Below are 16,893 nucleotides of genomic sequence, written 5' to 3' on the forward strand. Positions count from 1 at the left end.
TTAGACTTATAAAGGTTAAACAATCATTTTTCCTCTATTTACGCAGATCTTCCAAAAACTGTTCCAAAGAATGAAGATCCCCGATGATCACTTCTCTTGCTTTAGCTCCATTAAATCCTCCAACAATACCACTTGCTTCCAGCTGATCCATGATTCTCCCGGCTCTGTTATATCCTAATTTCAATTGTCTTTGAAGCATAGAAGTAGACCCTTGTTGTGTAGAAACGATAATTCTTGCCGCTTCTTCAAATAAAGCATCTTTTTCGTTCGGATCAAAAGTTCCGACTGTGCTTGTTGAATCTTCGGAAACATATTCAGGAAGCATAAGAGCAGAAGCATATCCTTTTTGTTCACCAATAAACTCAGCCAGTCTTTCCACTTCAGGAGTATCTACAAAAGCACACTGAAGCCTTAAAATTTCGTTTCCGTTAAAATAAAGCATATCTCCTTTACCAATCAGCTGATCTGCTCCCGGAGAATCCAGAATCGTTCTGGAGTCTACACTTGAGATTACTCTGAACGCAGCTCTCGCAGGGAAGTTAGCTTTAATCATCCCGGTAATAACGTTTACAGAAGGTCTTTGTGTGGCAACAATCAAGTGAATACCAACCGCTCTTGCAAGCTGTGCCAATCTGGCAATCGGTAATTCCACTTCTTTTCCGGCTGTCATAATCAAATCGGCAAACTCATCTACCACCAAAACGATATAAGGTAAATATCTATGTCCGTTTTCAGGATTAAGTTTTCTCTCAGAGAATTTTTTGTTATATTCTTTCAGGTTTTTACAAAACGCATTTTTAAGCAAATCATATCTTGTATCCATCTCTATACAAAGAGAGTTCAGCGTATTGATTACTTTATTGGTATCTGTAATAATTGCTTCTTCTGCATCCGGAAGTTTTGCCAGATAATGTCTTTCAATTTTTGAATATAAAGAAAGTTCCACTTTTTTAGGATCCACCATGACGAATTTCAATTCGCTTGGATGTTTTTTATAGAGTAGGGAAGTCAGAATCGCATTAATTCCTACCGATTTTCCCTGACCTGTTGCACCCGCCATCAATAAGTGCGGCATTTTAGATAAATCGGCCATGAAAATTTCATTGGAAATCGTTTTACCAAAAACAACAGGAAGATCCATGTCCGTATTTTGGAATTTCTGAGAACCAATTACAGAACGCATAGAAACCATGGTAGGATTTTTTCTCGGAACTTCTATTCCAATTGTTCCTTTCCCAGGCATTGGTGCAATAATTCTGATTCCTAAAGCAGATAGGTTTAATGCAATATCATCCTGAAGTTTTTTAATGGCTGCTACTCTGATTCCCGCTTCGGGTACAATTTCATATAAAGTAACCGTCGGACCAATCGTAGCTTTAATCTCAGCAATTCCTACATTAAAGTTTTTAAGAAGACCTACAATTTTGTTTTTATTTTCTTCTAATTCTTCCTTATTGATCGAAATTTCCTCGTTTCCATAATCCTTTAAAAGATCTACAGGTGGCATCTGGAAATTAGCAAGATCTAATTTATGATCATACAGTCCGTGTTTTTCTACAAGCTCCTGTGATTTTTTATCAGACTCGTCCAACACATCAATAACGGGAGCAACTTCTACATTAAATTTAATATTCTCATCGCTTTGAGCCAAAGGTTTTGAAGGAGTAATATCAAAAGCTTCTGAAGGACTTGCAACAGGAGTTGAAGGTTTCGTATTAAGATTTAAATTAATGGATTGAGTAATTTCTTTATCATTTTCAAAAGATGTCTGATTGGGAGTAGAAATCGTTTCAATAACAGGAGAAGATGGAATTTCCGTAAAATCTTTTGCCGTATTTACAGGCTCTTCAGTAATTTTTGGAGTCACCATTTCGGTAACGGTTACATTATTTTCAACAGATTCTTCTTCCAATTCTTCGTCTGCCTCAAAGTTCTCATCAGAACTCGGCATCATAGATTTTACTCTTCCGATGGTATTTTCATTTATCTCACCCAATTTTGCTTTTACAGCACTCGGACGCAGGTTGAATTCTAAAATAAAGTACAAGGCAATACTTGCTACCAATACCAACCACATTCCGACATCTCCGATAAGCGCATTTAAAGAATCCATGATCTGATAGCCGTAAACTCCGCTTAATACACCTCCCTGATGTTTTGTAAATGCAGCACCAAAGAAAATAGGAAGCCAGCAAATGAAAAACAAAGAATGTCCAATGGTTTTCCACGGTTTGAAATAATTCTTTTTCAGAATAAGCGTTCCGAAAACCAATACTAAAAACGCAATGATAAAAGATGCAATCCCGATACTTTCAAAAATGAAAATATTTCCCAGCCAATCTCCAACCTTCCCGAAAAGATTGGATGACTTTATGGTCTTATCAAGCATGGTTCCTGCCTGGCTTTGATCTGATTTCCAGTTCATCAGATAGGAGATGAACGAAAACGTAAGGATAATAGAAAAAAGTATAAATATAAGCCCGAAGAATATACGCGGCTTCGATAATATTTTGCCTTTATCAGGCGATTCCTGTGTTTTTGTTTGCGTCTTATTCATAATATCAATGTGGGCAAATTTAATGTTTTTTAGACATTAAAAGATAATTTTGATTTCTAAATTTTAGATTCTAATTTAATAGTATTTTATTAAAAACACGTGCTTTTTTAGCTGAAATATGGAAGACTTTCACTCCATAATAAATAGACGATTACAATAAACTTAATAGCTTTTATTAATTATTACCCATAGGATATTAATATTTAAATTTTTCTCAATATTTTCAATACTATTAAGAACGAATCAAAATAAGGTTTTACAGGCTTTCAACTGATAAATGACAGTTTTTTTTGTCTACCTTTTGATTAATCATCCTTATTTTTGCATGTCAAGTATATAACATCATGAAGAAGATCCAGGATATTCTTATTTCAACCAGGACAATGGCTGTATTGCTGCTGGTTTATGCATTTGCGATGGCTTATGCAACGTTCTTAGAAAATGATTACGGAACCCCAACAGCAAAAGCACTCATTTATGAAGCATGGTGGTTTGAATTAATCATGCTACTGCTTATTTTAAACTTCATTGGAAATATCGCAAGATACAGACTTTGGAAAAAAGAGAAATGGCCGGTGCTGGTTTTTCACTTAGCCTTTGTTTTAATATTTATCGGAGGTGCTATCACAAGATACATCAGCTTTGAAGGTCAGATGCACATCCGAGAAGGAGAGACTTCTAATGAGATTGTAACAGACAAAACCTTTCTTAAAGTACAGATCGAAGAAAAAGGTGACGTGCTTAATTATCAGGACATTCCTTATTTAATGTCTCCTCTGCACAAAGATCTTCACGCAACCTATGATTTCCACGGAAAAGAAGTGAAGGTGGTCGCAAAAGAGTACATTCAGAGAAAGAAAGACAGTTTAGTGGCCGAAACAAATGGAGCTGAATATCTTCACCTGGTTTCTACAGGAAATACCGGAAGACAAAATATTTACATCAAACCGGGAGAAACAAAATCAATCAACGGAACATTGGTAACCTTCAACAGACCTATCGAAGGGGCTGTTGAGTTTAAAAATGAAAACGGGCAACTATTCATTAAAACTCCCGTAGATGCAGCTTATATGACCATGGCAACCAAAGCCACCGGAAATACTGTAAAAGATCAGTTTCAGCCTCTTGCTTTAAGAAGTTTATACACGATCAATGAATTAAAACTTGTTGTTCCTGAAGGATTGAAAAAAGGAAGATTAATGGCCATTGAAGGAGACAGAAAGAAAGACCAGAATGTTCCCGATATGCTTACCGTTGAACTTCAGGGTCCTAAAACGAAACAACTGGTAGATTTATCCGTTGAAAAAGGAAATCCAAATGCTTACAAACAGGTAACTATGGATGGACTGAACATCATGATCGGTTTCGGACCAAAAATTTACAATACTCCTTTTGCCCTTAAACTGGATGATTTCGTGATGGAAACTTATCCCGGAAGTTCATCTCCCAGTGCCTATGAAAGTCATGTAAAAATCATTGATGAAGGCAAAGAAACTCCTTATAAAATATATATGAACCATGTTCTCAACCATAAAGGTTACCGTTTCTTCCAGTCAAGTTTCGATCCGGACAGAATGGGAACCGTACTTTCTGTAAATCACGATTATTGGGGAACTCTGATCTCTTATATCGGTTATACTTTATTATTTGGTGGAATGTTCTTTATCTTCTTCTGGAAAGGAACTCATTTCTGGAAATTGAATAAAATACTGAAAGACGTTAACAAGAAAAGAATTGCAGCGGTATTGTTACTATTTTTAAGCTTAGGTTTAAATGCTCAAAAAATTGAGACTCACGGTACAACGGACGGAAGCAGAGAACACATACATGTGGAAGGAGAAAATCATAATCACACTTCTACATCTGAAGCAGTTCAGCCACAAGGTGCACAGCCATTCACAAAAATGAAAATGGTTTCGGCAGACGAAATCATCGCAAGAAATAAGATCAGTAAAGAACATGCAGATAAATTCGGGTACCTTTTAGTTCAGAATTTTGAAGGACGAATTGTTCCGATCAATACTGAAGCATTGGATGTTTTAAGAAAATTATACAAAAAAGATGAATTCAAAGGAACTGACGGAAAGTATTTAACCGCTAATCAGTGGTTCCTATCTATCAACACAGATACTCCGAGCTGGACTATGGTTCCCATGATTAAAATCGGACCTAAAGGTGGTGATGAATTAATAAAAAAGACAAAAGCTAATGAAGACGGATATACTTCACTAATGAATCTTTTCCCGGCAGATGCCAATGGAAATTTAACCTATATTCTTGAGCATGATTACAATATTGCCTTCCGTAAAAAACCGGCTGAACAGACCAATTATGACAAAGAAGTAATCTCTGTAAACGAAAGGGTTCAGATTTTTAATGAATTTTTCAGTGGACAGTTTATGAGAATTGTTCCGGTAAAAAATGATGCGAATCATACTTGGCATTCTTGGCTTGACCAAAAATTTGAACCGGATATGGAGTCTCAGCAGGTAATGGGACCTTATTTTGCAGAAGTTCTGCAGGCACAGCAATCAGGAAACTGGAGCAAAGCAGATAAAGAATTGGCAAAACTTTCCGATTATCAGCAGAAATGGGGGAAAGCAGTAGTTCCTTCAAAATCTAAAGTTGATCTTGAAGTCTTTATGAATGAAGTAAACCTTAACTTCAAATTACTGATTTTCTATACCATTATCGGAGGATTATTATTAATCTTAGGATTTGTTGAATTATTTAAACCTAAAAAAGTCTTAAATAAAGCCATTAAAGCAATTATTGTTCTCGGAATTGTGGGATACGTTTTCCATTTCTTAGGATTAGTTGCAAGATGGTATATTTCAGGACACGCTCCTTGGAGTAACGGATATGAAGCAATCATCTTTATTTCATGGGTAGGGATTACTGCAGGTTTAATACTCTATAGAAACGCAAATGCATTAATTCCGGCAGCTGGATTCATGGTAGCAGTCATTATGATGGGATTTGCTCACGGAGGTTCAGCGCTTGATCCGCAGATTACACCGCTAGTACCTGTGTTAAAATCTTACTGGCTAATTGTACACGTTGCCATCATTACATCAAGTTATGGTTTCTTTGCCTTATCAATGATTATAGCCGTACTCAGTTTAGTATTCTATATTATATCTAATAAAGAAACATACAAAATTCACCACGACACTACATTGAAAGAATTGGCCATTGTTTCTGAAATGTCTTTAACAATAGGTTTATTTGCGTTAACAGTAGGAAACTTCTTAGGAGGTATCTGGGCCAACGAATCCTGGGGAAGATACTGGAGTTGGGATCCAAAAGAAACATGGGCATTTATTTCAATCATGGTTTATGCATTTGTATTGCACATGAGATTAGTTCCTGGGCTAAGAAGCAGATGGGCTATTCACGTAGCCACTATGTTTGCTTTCTGTTCAATGGTAATGACGTATTTTGGAGTTAATTATTACTTAAGCGGACTTCACTCTTATGCAGCTGGAGATCCGGTTCCGGTTCCGGCTTGGGTTTACATTGGATTAGCAACAATGTTAACGTTGTCCATTGTTTCTTACATTAAATTTAAAGCATTGACTAAAAAGTAAATTTAAAAATTATCAATAATCAATATATGAATCCCGGGAATTTCTCCCGGGATTTTTTTGTTGTGGCATCATAGAAATAAATTCAAAAAAATGAAAATTATTCAAAATTTAATAATACCTTTATGATATCAAAATAATATCAAACTAAAAATCATATCATGGAAAAAGTTTTAAAACCAATGTCCGGCTATTTAGCTTTAGTAATATGCTTAATACTTTTCGTAGCCGCTATTTATCTTTTTATAACAGGAGTTGACAGAAACATTACCTTTGTTATCCTTTCTGTCCTTTGCTTTCTTGCATTTTGTTTTTTCATGAAAGGGTTGATGATTATTCAGCCTAATCACTCAAGAGTATTGAACTTCTTTGGAAAATATGTAGGAACTGTAAAAGAAAACGGGTTATTTTTTATTAACCCATTATACTCTTCTCAAAGAATCAGTTTACGTTCAGAGAATCTTCAGGGACAAACTTTAAAGGTAAATGACAAAATGGGAAATCCGATTGAAATTGCCGTTGTTATGGTATGGAAAGTAGGAGATACTTACAAAGCAGCATTTGATGTAGAACGGTATTCAGATTTTGTAAAAATGCAGAGTGAAGCAGCTGTACGTCATTTGGCAATGAGCTTTCCTTATGATAACTTAGAAGATGACCATGCTCCGATTACCTTAAGAGAAGGAGGAGATAAAATCAATTTAATTCTGGAGCAGGAACTTACAGACCGACTCTCAAAAGCAGGAATTGTTATCCAAGAAGCCAGAATTTCACACCTTGCTTATGCTTCTGAAATTGCAGGTGCCATGCTTCAGAGACAGCAGGCAACGGCAATTGTAGCAGCCAGAACCAAGATTGTGGAAGGAGCAGTCGGAATGGTAGATTTAGCTTTAAAAAAACTATCCGAAGAAAATATTGTCGAGCTTGATGACGAAAGAAAAGCTGCCATGGTAAGCAACTTAATGGTTGTTTTATGTGGTGAGAAAGCGGCTACTCCTATCTTAAATGCAGGAACTTTGTATAATTAATCTGCCGTTTCAACAAAGCAGAAATGTTTTTGAAACAATCTGCATTAAGCAGATAAATAGAAAATTAAAAATATGAAATCTGATAAAACTCAAGCTTCTTCCGAAAGCAAAAGCAAAAAATCTTTTGTAATCAGGATAGATGAGTCTACTTACAAACTTCTGGAAAAATGGGCCAATGATGAATTCAGAAGTGTAAATGGACAGATTGAGTATTTGCTTCATCAAAACTTAATCAACTCGGGAAGAAAGAAAAAAGAATAAATTTTATTTAGGCACTGTCATTTCGACGAAGGAGAAATCCATTGAATTTTAAATCCGAATGACAGAAATAAAAAATTTTTAATAAAGAAAAAGCAGAGAAATTTCTCTGCTTTTTACATTTCATATATCAATTAAATTAATCAAAAATTGTAGTAAAATAATTGCTGATTACCGTCCAGAAATTTTTGCCCAGAAAATAAATAAGGGTAGAAGTAATAATTCCCTTCACTGTAAAGAATATAATTCCTCCGATTCCAAACTTCTTCACCAGACTTTTCCATTTAGAATTTTTCTTTAGTTCTTCAGATTCTTTTACATCTTTGTTATTTTCCATTTCTGAAATTCAAATATTTACCTTACAAAGATAATCACGTTTATAATTAGTCCAAATAAAAAATAAGTTAAAAAAAATTAAATTTTGAGGTTCGCATAATATTTTTATCTTTAGAGAAAACGAAAAGTAAAATTTTTATGTCTAAAAAAATAAAGGATTTCGGAATCGAAAAAACACTGAAAAACTTAGGAATTAAAGAGGAAAACAAAGGAACTTCGGTAGGCGGAAAATATTTCGCATCAGGAAAAACAATAGAAAGTTTTTCACCTGTAGATGGTAATTTAATTGCCAAAATCAAGACTTCCGGAGAATCAGATTATGACAAGGTAGTTGAAACGGCAGAAAAAGCCTTTAAAGAATTCAGGTTGATTCCGGCTCCTAAGAGAGGGGAAATTGTAAGACAACTGGGACAAAAATTAAGACAGTACAAAGACGATCTTGGAAAACTGGTTTCTTATGAAATGGGGAAATCTCTGCAGGAAGGTTTAGGAGAAGTTCAGGAAATGATCGACATCTGTGACTTTGCAGTAGGGGTTTCAAGACAGCTTCACGGTTATACAATGCATTCTGAAAGACCCGGGCACAGAATGTATGAACAATATCATCCGCTGGGAATTGTGGGAATCATCACCGCTTTTAACTTTCCGGTAGCGGTTTGGTCATGGAATACAGCTTTAGCATGGATTTGTGGTAACGTTACCATCTGGAAACCTTCAGAGAAAACGCCACTTTGCGCTATTGCCTGTCAAAATATTATGAATGAAGTTTTAAAGGAAAATAATCTTCCTGAAGGGATTTCAAGTGTATTGGTTGCAGATCATGAAATCGGACAGAAATTAGTGGACGATAAGAGAATATCTTTAATTTCTTTCACTGGTTCTACTAGAGTAGGAAGAATGGTTTCTACCAATGTTGCTCAGAGATTTGGAAAATCAATCCTTGAATTAGGAGGAAACAACGCGATTATTATTTCTAAAGATGCAGATATTGATATGTCGATTATCGGAGCTGTTTTCGGAGCTGTTGGAACAGCTGGTCAAAGATGTACTTCCACGAGAAGACTGATCATTCACGAAAGCGTTTATGATGAAGTGAAAAACAGACTGGTAAAAGCGTACGGACAATTAAAGATCGGGAATCCTTTGGATGAAACTAATCATGTGGGACCGCTTATCGATATGGATGCGGTAAATATGTATCAGGAAGCCATTAAAAAAGGTAAAAAAGAAGGCGCAAAATTCATCGTTGAAGGTGAAGTTTTAAAAGGAAAAGGATACGAATCAGGTTGCTATGTAAAACCATGTATCGCTGAAGTGAAAAACTCTTACGAAATCGTTCAGCACGAGACTTTCGCACCGATTTTATATTTAATTAAATACAAAACGCTGGAAGAAGCGATTGCCATCCAAAATGACGTTCCTCAGGGATTATCATCTTCGATCATGACACAAAACTTAAGAGAAGCAGAATTATTCCTTTCTCATGCAGGTTCAGACTGTGGAATTGCCAACGTAAACATCGGAACATCCGGAGCTGAGATTGGAGGAGCTTTCGGTGGCGAAAAAGAAACAGGAGGTGGTAGAGAATCTGGTTCAGATGTCTGGAAATATTATATGAGAAGGCAAACCAACACTATAAATTACACAGCACAACTTCCTTTAGCACAAGGAATTAAATTTGACTTATAAAAAAAATAATTTAACCATTTAAGTTATTTAAAGATTTAAAAGTTGAGGCTAAATCTTCTAATTTTTAAATCTTTAAATTTTAAATCACATACAATATGGAACACACAACAATTGATATACAGGCAAACAAAGTAAAAGAAACCGTAGGAAGACACGTTTTGGCAGATGGTTTTGATTTCGTAATGGATATTGAAAAATCTCACGGATCCTGGTTATATGATAAACTTACCGACAGAGAATATTTAGATATGTTTTCGATGTTTGCCTCAGCTTCTATAGGCTATAATCATCCCTATATCGTTGAAAAATCGGCGTGGCTGGGAAAAATGGCTGTTAATAAACCCACTTTGGCAGATGTATATTCCGAAGAATATGCCCATTTTTTAGAAGTTTTTGAAAGAGTCGTGATTCCAGAAGAACTGCAATATGCTTTTTTTATTGAAGGAGGAACATTAGGAGTAGAGAATGCAATGAAAGCTTGCTTCGACTGGAAAACCAGAAAGAATTTTGAAAAAGGCCTTACTACTGAAGCCGGAATCTGTATCCATTTCAGACAGGCATTTCACGGAAGAAGCGGATATACCCTGAGTCTAACCAATACTTCCGACCCGAGAAAATACCAATATTTTCCAATGTTTGACTGGCCAAGAATCTTAAATCCTAAGTTAACTTTCCCAATCACAGAAGAAAATCTGGAAGAAACCATCAAGAATGAAAGACTGGCTTTAATTCAGATTGAAGAAGCTATTCTGATGAATCCTGATAAAGTAGCTTGTATTATTATCGAACCTATACAGGCAGAAGGTGGAGATAATCATTTCAGAGATGAATTCCTGCTAGGATTGAGAAAAATCTGTGATAATCATGAAATTCTATTGATCTTCGACGAAGTTCAGACCGGAATCGGGATTACAGGAAAAATGTGGGCTTTCCAGCATTTCACAGCTAAACCGGATATTATTTCTTTCGGAAAAAAAGCACAGGTTTGCGGAGTTTTAGCGAATAAAGAAAAATTTGATGAAATCCCTAATAATGTTTTCAGGGAAAGCTCAAGAATCAATTCTACCTTCGGAGGAAACTTTATTGATATGCTTCGCTTTCAGTTGGTAATGGAGGTGATTGAAAAGGAAAACCTTGTAGAAAATGCAAGAATTGTAGGAGATTACTTATTGGAAGAATTAAAAAAATTAGCAGAAAGATATCCTGAGAAATTATTGAATGCAAGAGGAAGAGGATTGATGTGTGCGATTGATCTTCCTACTGCCGAGCAAAGAAACTTTCTAAGAGATGAATTATGGAATGACGGCATGATCATTCTTTCCTGTGGAGATCAGTCACTTAGATTCAGACCTCATTTAAATGTAACGAAGGAAGAAATCCAGCTTGCAATAGAAAAAATAGAAAATAATATTAACAAAATTTAAAATCCGGATTTGGGATTTAAAAAAAATTGTCATATATTTAGATACTCAAACGAAAAAGAATATGGAAAGAAGCACAAGAGTATCAGTTTTTGAAAGTGACAAATCCACAGAAATCCAGTTAATCAAGTCTAAATTGGACGATGCGCAAATTGTAAATGCGATAGAAAACAATTATCTGACTTTTACGACAACGCCTACAGCAACATCGTTGAAAGTGATGGTAGATTTACAGGATGAGAAGAAAGCATTTGATATCATAGATGCATATCTTCAACAAAGTGAAAATCAATAAAAAACAATTTCATAATTTTAAATTTTACTACTTCGAACCGAAAATTAATCTCAATTAGTTTTCGGTTTTTTAATTCAAATTTTTAAACTTTTATATTAAGATTATTAAAAATTGAAAGATAGTAGATGCTTCGGCGGGCTCAGCATGACAGTGCACAAGTGACATTTAGTACTAGAGATGTCATGCTGAGCGAAGCCGAAGCATCTCAAACTTTGATAAACGGCATATTTTTTACTTAATTAAAATTTAATCTTTTAATTAAAATTTCACAGCAATGAATTCAGAAATTAAACTAAGAAAGGCAGACATTGAAGACAGAGATAAGATCTGGACTATTTTGCAACAGGCTATTGAAAGGCGAAGACAAGATGGAAGTTCACAATGGCAAAATGGGTATCCCAATTTGGATACAGTAGAAAGTGATATTGCAAAGGGGTTTGGATATGTAATGACCGTAGACGGTGAAATTGCTGTTTACAGTGCATTGATCATTAATGATGAACCTGCCTACAGCACCATAGAAGGAGCCTGGTTGAGCGATGGGGAATTCGTTGTGGTACACAGAGTTGCTGTAGATGAAAAATTTGCAGGACAGGGAATGGCGAAAAAGCTTTTTGACCACATTGAGGAATTCACCAAATCTAATGGAATTCAGAGCGTTAAAGTTGATACCAACTTTGACAATACAGCCATGTTAAAAATTCTTGAGGGAAAAGGATATTCTTATTGCGGAGAGGTTTGCCTAGCCGGCGGAATGAGAAAAGCTTTTGAGAAGATTATAATTTAATCAAAAAGTTAAATCATCTTTCATTGAATTTTTAAAAGACCCAATATCGAGAAACTCTATTGGGTTTGTTCGTTTAGTTCTGAACTAATTTTTACATTTGTTCAAATTTATATACCATGCATAAGAGTATAGAGATTGATGAAAAAATTTTTCAGGATGCTGTAAGGTTTTATGGCACCATTTTCAACGTACCTCCATTAGCTTCTAAAATTTATGCCTACCTGCTTTTCGATTATGAGAGGGTAGGAATTACTTTTGATGAGTTTGTGGAAGTTCTTTCTGCAAGCAAAAGCTCGGTTTCTACAAGTATTTCTTTACTACTGAAAGCTCAGCTTATTGTAGATCATAATAAAATGGACGAACGAAAACGGTATTTTTTCATCAATGATGAATATAAGAAGATAAGATTTGAAAAAATAGTTCAAAAGATGCAAGACGAATTAAAACTACTAGATGACTTAGATCGGTTTAAAAAAAATCATGACGATGTGTATAATGAGAAAATGGAGGCTTACAAAGCGCTTTTAAATAAAAACATAATTAATATTCAGGAATCTCTTAATAAACTATAAAATGAACAGTAAACTAGTTATACTTTCTATTGCAGCGCTTTCGCTCACTGCCTGCAAAAAAGAAGCTCCGAAACAGGATGGTGCAAAACCATATCCTGTAGTGAATGTGGAGTCAAAAAATATAGTCGGCTATCAGACTTTTCCCGCTACCATTCAGGGAAAAATAAATAATGATGTTCGGGCTAAAATACAAGGTTATATTACGCAGGTTTTGGTAGATGAAGGGCAGTACGTTACAAAAGGGCAGCCTTTGTTCCGCCTTGAAACCAACATTTTAAATGAAAATGCAGCTGCTTCCAAAGCAGGAATCGGTGCTGCTGAATCTAATATTGCAGCAGCTCAGGCTTCTGTAAATGCAGCTCAGGTGGAGGTGAACAAACTAAAACCTCTTGTTCAGAAAAATATCATCAGCAATGTTCAGCTGCAGACAGCTCAGGCAAATCTTGCTCAGGCTCAGGCTCAATTACAACAGGCCAATGCAGCCAAAAGACAAGCGGTTGCCAACTATAAAGGAGTAGAAGCCAACATCGAATATTCTGTTATTCGTGCACCTATTTCGGGGGTTATCGGGAAACTTCCTTTAAAAGTAGGGAGCTTAGTAGGCCCTACAGATCAGACTCCTCTAACTACAATTTCAGATACTTCACAATTGTATGCTTACTTTTCAATGAATGAAAAGGAGTATTTTAATTTCCTTGAAAAATCTCCGGGTGCTTCTTTACCTGAAAAAATTAAAAATCTACCCTTGGTAGAATTGCAATTGGCCAACGGAAGTATTTACGGTGAAAAAGGTAGAATTGAAACAATGACGGGGCAGATTGATGCTACAACGGGTACGATTCAGTTCAGAGTCGGCTTCTCCAATCCTCAGAAACTTTTGAGCAATGGTAACAGTGGGACAATCAGACTTCCAAAAACATATGAGAATGTTTTAGTAGTTCCTGAAAGTGCTACCTACGAACAACAAGGTATTGTTTACGTTTATAAAGTAGAAAAAGATACTGCTAAAAATGTGGTGGTCAACGTAATTGATAGAATCGACAATTTAGCTTTAATTAAATCAGGTGTCAACAAAGATGAAACCATCATCGCGGCTGGTATCGGAGGTTTAAAACCTGGAACAGCAATCATCAAAAAGCCTGTAAAAATGGATAGTCTTGTTCAATCAATAAAACCGAAATTCTAAAATGATTAAAAATTTTATAAACAGACCGGTTTTATCCACGGTAATCTCAATCTTGATTGTGATTCTCGGGGTTTTGGGATTGATCTCACTACCGGTTACACAGTATCCTGATATTGCGCCTCCTACAGTAAGTGTTTCAACGAACTACACCGGAGCCAATGCAGAAACCGTGATGAAAAGTGTTGTAGTACCTTTGGAAGAACAGATCAACGGGGTAGAAGGTATGGATTACATCACTTCTTCGGCCGGAAACGATGGTTCAGCTCAGATCCAGGTATTCTTTAAGCAGGGAATCGACCCGGATATTGCAGCGGTAAACGTACAGAACCGTGTTGCAAGAGCAACTCCTTTATTACCGAGTGAAGTTACACGTTCAGGGGTTGTTACTCAAAAACAGCAGACCAGTGCCTTGATGTATATGTCTTTCTACTCTGAAAACAAAGATTTAGACGATGTATACCTTCAGAACTTCCTAAATATTAATATTATCCCCAACCTAAAAAGGATTAACGGGGTAGGTGATGCCAATGTTTTCGGAGGTAAAAACTACTCGATGAGAGTCTGGTTAGATCCTGCTAAAATGGCGGCTTACGGAGTAACTCCAACTGATGTTACCAATGCAATCAATGAGCAGAGTAGAGAAGCGGCTGCAGGTTCTATCGGACAAAACAGTGGAAGCTCTTTCGAATACATCATTAAATATGTTGGTAAATTCAACGATAAGGCACAATATGATAATATCATCATTAAAGCTCTTCCGGACGGACAAAACCTGATGTTGAAAGACGTTGCTAAAGTAGAATTGGCAGGTCAGTCTTATACAGGAATCGGGGAAAACGGGAACAATCCATCCATCAGTATGGGGATCTTCCAGACACCGGGTTCTAATGCTCAGGAGATTATTAAAAACATTAAAGCTTATCTAAAATCTGCAGAAGGAACTTTCCCTCAGGGAATTAAGTATACATTTAACTTTGATACCAACGAATTCCTTGAAGCATCCATCGATAAAGTAGTTCATACTCTAATCGAAGCATTTATACTGGTATTTATCGTTGTTTACATTTTCCTTCAGGATTTCAGATCGACTTTGATTCCAGCAATTGCGGTTCCGGTTTCTATTGTGGGAGCATTTTTCTTCCTGAATTTATTTGGATATTCCTTAAACCTATTAACGTTATTTGCCTTGGTATTGGCTATCGGTATCGTTGTTGATGATGCGATTGTCGTCGTCGAAGCCGTGCACGCCAAGATGGAACATGGTATTTCCGATGCTAAAAAAGCTACCGTAGAAGCAATGGATGAAATTACAGGGGCAATTATTTCAATTACTTTAGTAATGGCAGCTGTATTCGTTCCCGTAACATTTATTACAGGTCCGACCGGAGTATTTTACCAACAGTTTGGGATCACGCTTATTATTGCGATTATCATTTCGGCAATTAACGCTTTAACTTTAAGTCCGGTTTTATGTTCATTATTCCTAAAACCTCACGAAGCACATCATGCAGAATATAAGAATCTGAACTTCCTTCAAAAATTCTTCTATAAGTTCAATATTGCTTTCAAAACAGCTACTGAACGTTATGGAAAAGGATTCGTATTCTTATTGAGACATAAATGGGTTACGTTAATCATTTTTGCGGTAACAGCCGGTATATTATATTGGGCAAGTTCTACCATGAAAAAAGGTTTCGTACCTACAGAAGACAGAGGGATTATCTTTACTGATGTTCAGCTTCCTCCGGGAGCTTCTATGGAAAGAACCTATAATGCGTTAAAAACCCTTCAGGCAAAAGCTTTAAAAGTTCCTGGAGTACAAAACGTTACCATTTCTACCGGTAGAGGATTCTTATCCGGAAACGGGAGTAACAATGGTCTTGCCTTCATTAAACTGAAACCTTTTGACGAAAGAAAACAAGGCGGACAGACTTCTGAAGACATCACCAAACAGTTATTCGGAATTTCAGGAGCCGTTCCTGATGCAAAAGTTGTATTCTTCCAGCCACCGAGTGTACCCGGTTTCGGTAACAGTGCGGGTTTTGAGATGGTATTATTGGATAAATCGGGGGGAGAATATGCTGACTTAGATAATAAAATGAATGAATTCATCGGTAAATTGATGCAAAGACCAGAAATCGAATTTGCACAGTCTTCATTCAACACAAAATATCCTCAGTATGAAATGCAGGTAAATGTACCATTGGCTAAGCAGATGGGAGTTTCTGTAAGTGATATTCTTGCTACCATGCAGGGCTATATCGGAGGAATTTACACTGCTGACTTTACCAAATATGGAAAACAGTTCAGGGTAATGGTTCAGGCTCTTCCTGATAACAGAAAAAGCATTGAAAACCTTAATGAACTTTATGTAAAAACAGGTTCAGGCGTAATGTCACCGATTTCTCAGTTTGTATCGATGAAAAAGGCATACGGGCCACAATCTGTAAGCCGTTACAACCTATTTACTTCGGTGAAAATTACTGGGGCCAACTCCGCGGGATACAGTTCCGGAGATGCCATTACGGCTGTTCAGCAGGTAGCTGATGAAACTTTGAACCAGAATTATGCTGTAGAATTCACAGGATTAACGAGAGAAGAATTAAATTCTGGATCTCAAACCTTATTGATTTTCGGATTAAGTTTAATTTTCGTTTACTTTATTCTTTCTGCACAGTATGAAAGTTATATTCTTCCGCTTATTGTGGTAATTTCTCTTCCTCTTGGGGTAATGGGAGCTTATTTCGGTCAGAAAATCATGGGCTTGGAAAACAATATTTATTTCCAGATTGCCCTGATCATGTTGGTTGGTTTATTGGCTAAAAATGCCATTCTGATTGTTGAATTTGCTGTCCAGAGAAGACACCACGGTGAAACGATCGTTATGTCTGCCATTAATGCTGCAAAAGCAAGATTAAGACCTATCCTGATGACCTCATTTGCATTTATCTTTGGTCTATTGCCATTGGTTTTAGCAAGTGGAATTGGTGCGGTTGGTAACCGTTCCATTGCAACCGGTGCGGCAATAGGATTATTGATAGGTACGATTCTGGGATTATTCGTAATTCCGGTATTATATGTAATTTTTGAATACTTGCAGGAGAAAATTAAGCCTATTAAAAAAGAAGAAATCAATTTAGCAGAATAAAATTAAGTTAGTTTAAGGTTTCTGAGTTC

12 protein-coding genes are annotated in these 16,893 nt (G+C 36.2%); 10 read left to right on the plus strand and 2 right to left on the minus strand.

Going from position 1 to position 16,893, the window contains the following annotated elements:
* Nucleotides 1–34 precede the first annotated feature (34 nt).
* On the minus strand, nucleotides 35–2,557 hold the full coding sequence (locus tag P0Y62_04030) for a DNA translocase FtsK (protein ID WEK70727.1): 2,523 nt from the start codon (nucleotides 2,555–2,557) through the stop codon (nucleotides 35–37).
* A gap of 344 nt (nucleotides 2,558–2,901) precedes the next feature.
* On the opposite strand from P0Y62_04030, the gene ccsA reads away from it, so the two are divergent.
* From ccsA to P0Y62_04045, 3 genes are all read left to right on the plus strand, one after another.
* Nucleotides 2,902–6,147 (plus strand): cytochrome c biogenesis protein CcsA, encoded by a 3,246-nt coding sequence (gene ccsA / locus P0Y62_04035; GenBank protein WEK70728.1) that lies wholly within the window; start codon nucleotides 2,902–2,904, stop codon nucleotides 6,145–6,147.
* A 158-nt stretch (nucleotides 6,148–6,305) separates the two neighbouring features.
* A complete protein-coding gene (locus P0Y62_04040; protein ID WEK70729.1) occupies nucleotides 6,306–7,172 on the plus strand; it encodes an SPFH domain-containing protein in 867 nt (288 codons plus the stop codon).
* A gap of 72 nt (nucleotides 7,173–7,244) precedes the next feature.
* On the plus strand, nucleotides 7,245–7,433 hold the full coding sequence (locus P0Y62_04045) for an Arc family DNA binding domain-containing protein (protein WEK70730.1): 189 nt from the start codon (nucleotides 7,245–7,247) through the stop codon (nucleotides 7,431–7,433).
* A gap of 136 nt (nucleotides 7,434–7,569) precedes the next feature.
* Here the strand turns inward: P0Y62_04045 and P0Y62_04050 are convergent, their stop codons facing one another.
* Nucleotides 7,570–7,767, minus strand: a complete 198-nt coding sequence (locus P0Y62_04050) for a hypothetical protein (protein WEK70731.1) — start codon at nucleotides 7,765–7,767, stop codon at nucleotides 7,570–7,572.
* A 137-nt stretch (nucleotides 7,768–7,904) separates the two neighbouring features.
* On the opposite strand from P0Y62_04050, the gene P0Y62_04055 reads away from it, so the two are divergent.
* From P0Y62_04055 to P0Y62_04085, 7 genes are all read left to right on the plus strand, one after another.
* Nucleotides 7,905–9,455 (plus strand): aldehyde dehydrogenase family protein, encoded by a 1,551-nt coding sequence (locus tag P0Y62_04055; GenBank protein ID WEK70732.1) that lies wholly within the window; start codon nucleotides 7,905–7,907, stop codon nucleotides 9,453–9,455.
* 95 nt (nucleotides 9,456–9,550) lie between these two features.
* Nucleotides 9,551–10,879: an L-lysine 6-transaminase gene (lat, locus tag P0Y62_04060; protein WEK70733.1), complete on the plus strand. Its 1,329-nt coding sequence runs from the start codon at nucleotides 9,551–9,553 to the stop codon at nucleotides 10,877–10,879.
* 61 nt (nucleotides 10,880–10,940) lie between these two features.
* Nucleotides 10,941–11,171, plus strand: a complete 231-nt coding sequence (locus P0Y62_04065) for a DUF2007 domain-containing protein (protein ID WEK70734.1) — start codon at nucleotides 10,941–10,943, stop codon at nucleotides 11,169–11,171.
* Nucleotides 11,172–11,445: 274 nt separating this feature from the next.
* Nucleotides 11,446–11,958 carry a GNAT family N-acetyltransferase gene (locus P0Y62_04070; GenBank protein ID WEK70735.1) on the plus strand — a complete coding sequence of 171 codons (513 nt, stop codon included), beginning with the start codon at nucleotides 11,446–11,448 and terminating at the stop codon, nucleotides 11,956–11,958.
* Between the two features lie 116 nt (nucleotides 11,959–12,074).
* Nucleotides 12,075–12,530, plus strand: coding sequence for a transcriptional regulator (locus tag P0Y62_04075; protein ID WEK70736.1), 456 nt, complete (start codon nucleotides 12,075–12,077; stop codon nucleotides 12,528–12,530).
* A gap of 1 nt (nucleotide 12,531) precedes the next feature.
* Nucleotides 12,532–13,716, plus strand: a complete 1,185-nt coding sequence (locus P0Y62_04080; protein WEK70737.1) for an efflux RND transporter periplasmic adaptor subunit — start codon at nucleotides 12,532–12,534, stop codon at nucleotides 13,714–13,716.
* Nucleotide 13,717: 1 nt separating this feature from the next.
* On the plus strand, nucleotides 13,718–16,864 hold the full coding sequence (locus tag P0Y62_04085) for an efflux RND transporter permease subunit (protein ID WEK70738.1): 3,147 nt from the start codon (nucleotides 13,718–13,720) through the stop codon (nucleotides 16,862–16,864).
* The last annotated feature ends 29 nt before the right edge of the window (nucleotides 16,865–16,893 follow it).

Source organism: Candidatus Chryseobacterium colombiense (genome assembly GCA_029203185.1).
In the GTDB taxonomy this organism is placed as follows: Bacteria; Bacteroidota; Bacteroidia; order Flavobacteriales; family Weeksellaceae; genus Chryseobacterium; species Chryseobacterium colombiense.

Coding starts and splice junctions, on each gene's coding strand:
- P0Y62_04030 (WEK70727.1), bottom strand. CDS start 2,557: ATGAATAAGACGCAAACAAAAACACAGGAATCGCCTGATAAAGGCAAA.
- ccsA (WEK70728.1), top strand. CDS start 2,902: ATGAAGAAGATCCAGGATATTCTTATTTCAACCAGGACAATGGCTGTA.
- P0Y62_04040 (WEK70729.1), top strand. CDS start 6,306: ATGGAAAAAGTTTTAAAACCAATGTCCGGCTATTTAGCTTTAGTAATA.
- P0Y62_04045 (WEK70730.1), top strand. CDS start 7,245: ATGAAATCTGATAAAACTCAAGCTTCTTCCGAAAGCAAAAGCAAAAAA.
- P0Y62_04050 (WEK70731.1), bottom strand. CDS start 7,767: ATGGAAAATAACAAAGATGTAAAAGAATCTGAAGAACTAAAGAAAAAT.
- P0Y62_04055 (WEK70732.1), top strand. CDS start 7,905: ATGTCTAAAAAAATAAAGGATTTCGGAATCGAAAAAACACTGAAAAAC.
- lat (WEK70733.1), top strand. CDS start 9,551: ATGGAACACACAACAATTGATATACAGGCAAACAAAGTAAAAGAAACC.
- P0Y62_04065 (WEK70734.1), top strand. CDS start 10,941: ATGGAAAGAAGCACAAGAGTATCAGTTTTTGAAAGTGACAAATCCACA.
- P0Y62_04070 (WEK70735.1), top strand. CDS start 11,446: ATGAATTCAGAAATTAAACTAAGAAAGGCAGACATTGAAGACAGAGAT.
- P0Y62_04075 (WEK70736.1), top strand. CDS start 12,075: ATGCATAAGAGTATAGAGATTGATGAAAAAATTTTTCAGGATGCTGTA.
- P0Y62_04080 (WEK70737.1), top strand. CDS start 12,532: ATGAACAGTAAACTAGTTATACTTTCTATTGCAGCGCTTTCGCTCACT.
- P0Y62_04085 (WEK70738.1), top strand. CDS start 13,718: ATGATTAAAAATTTTATAAACAGACCGGTTTTATCCACGGTAATCTCA.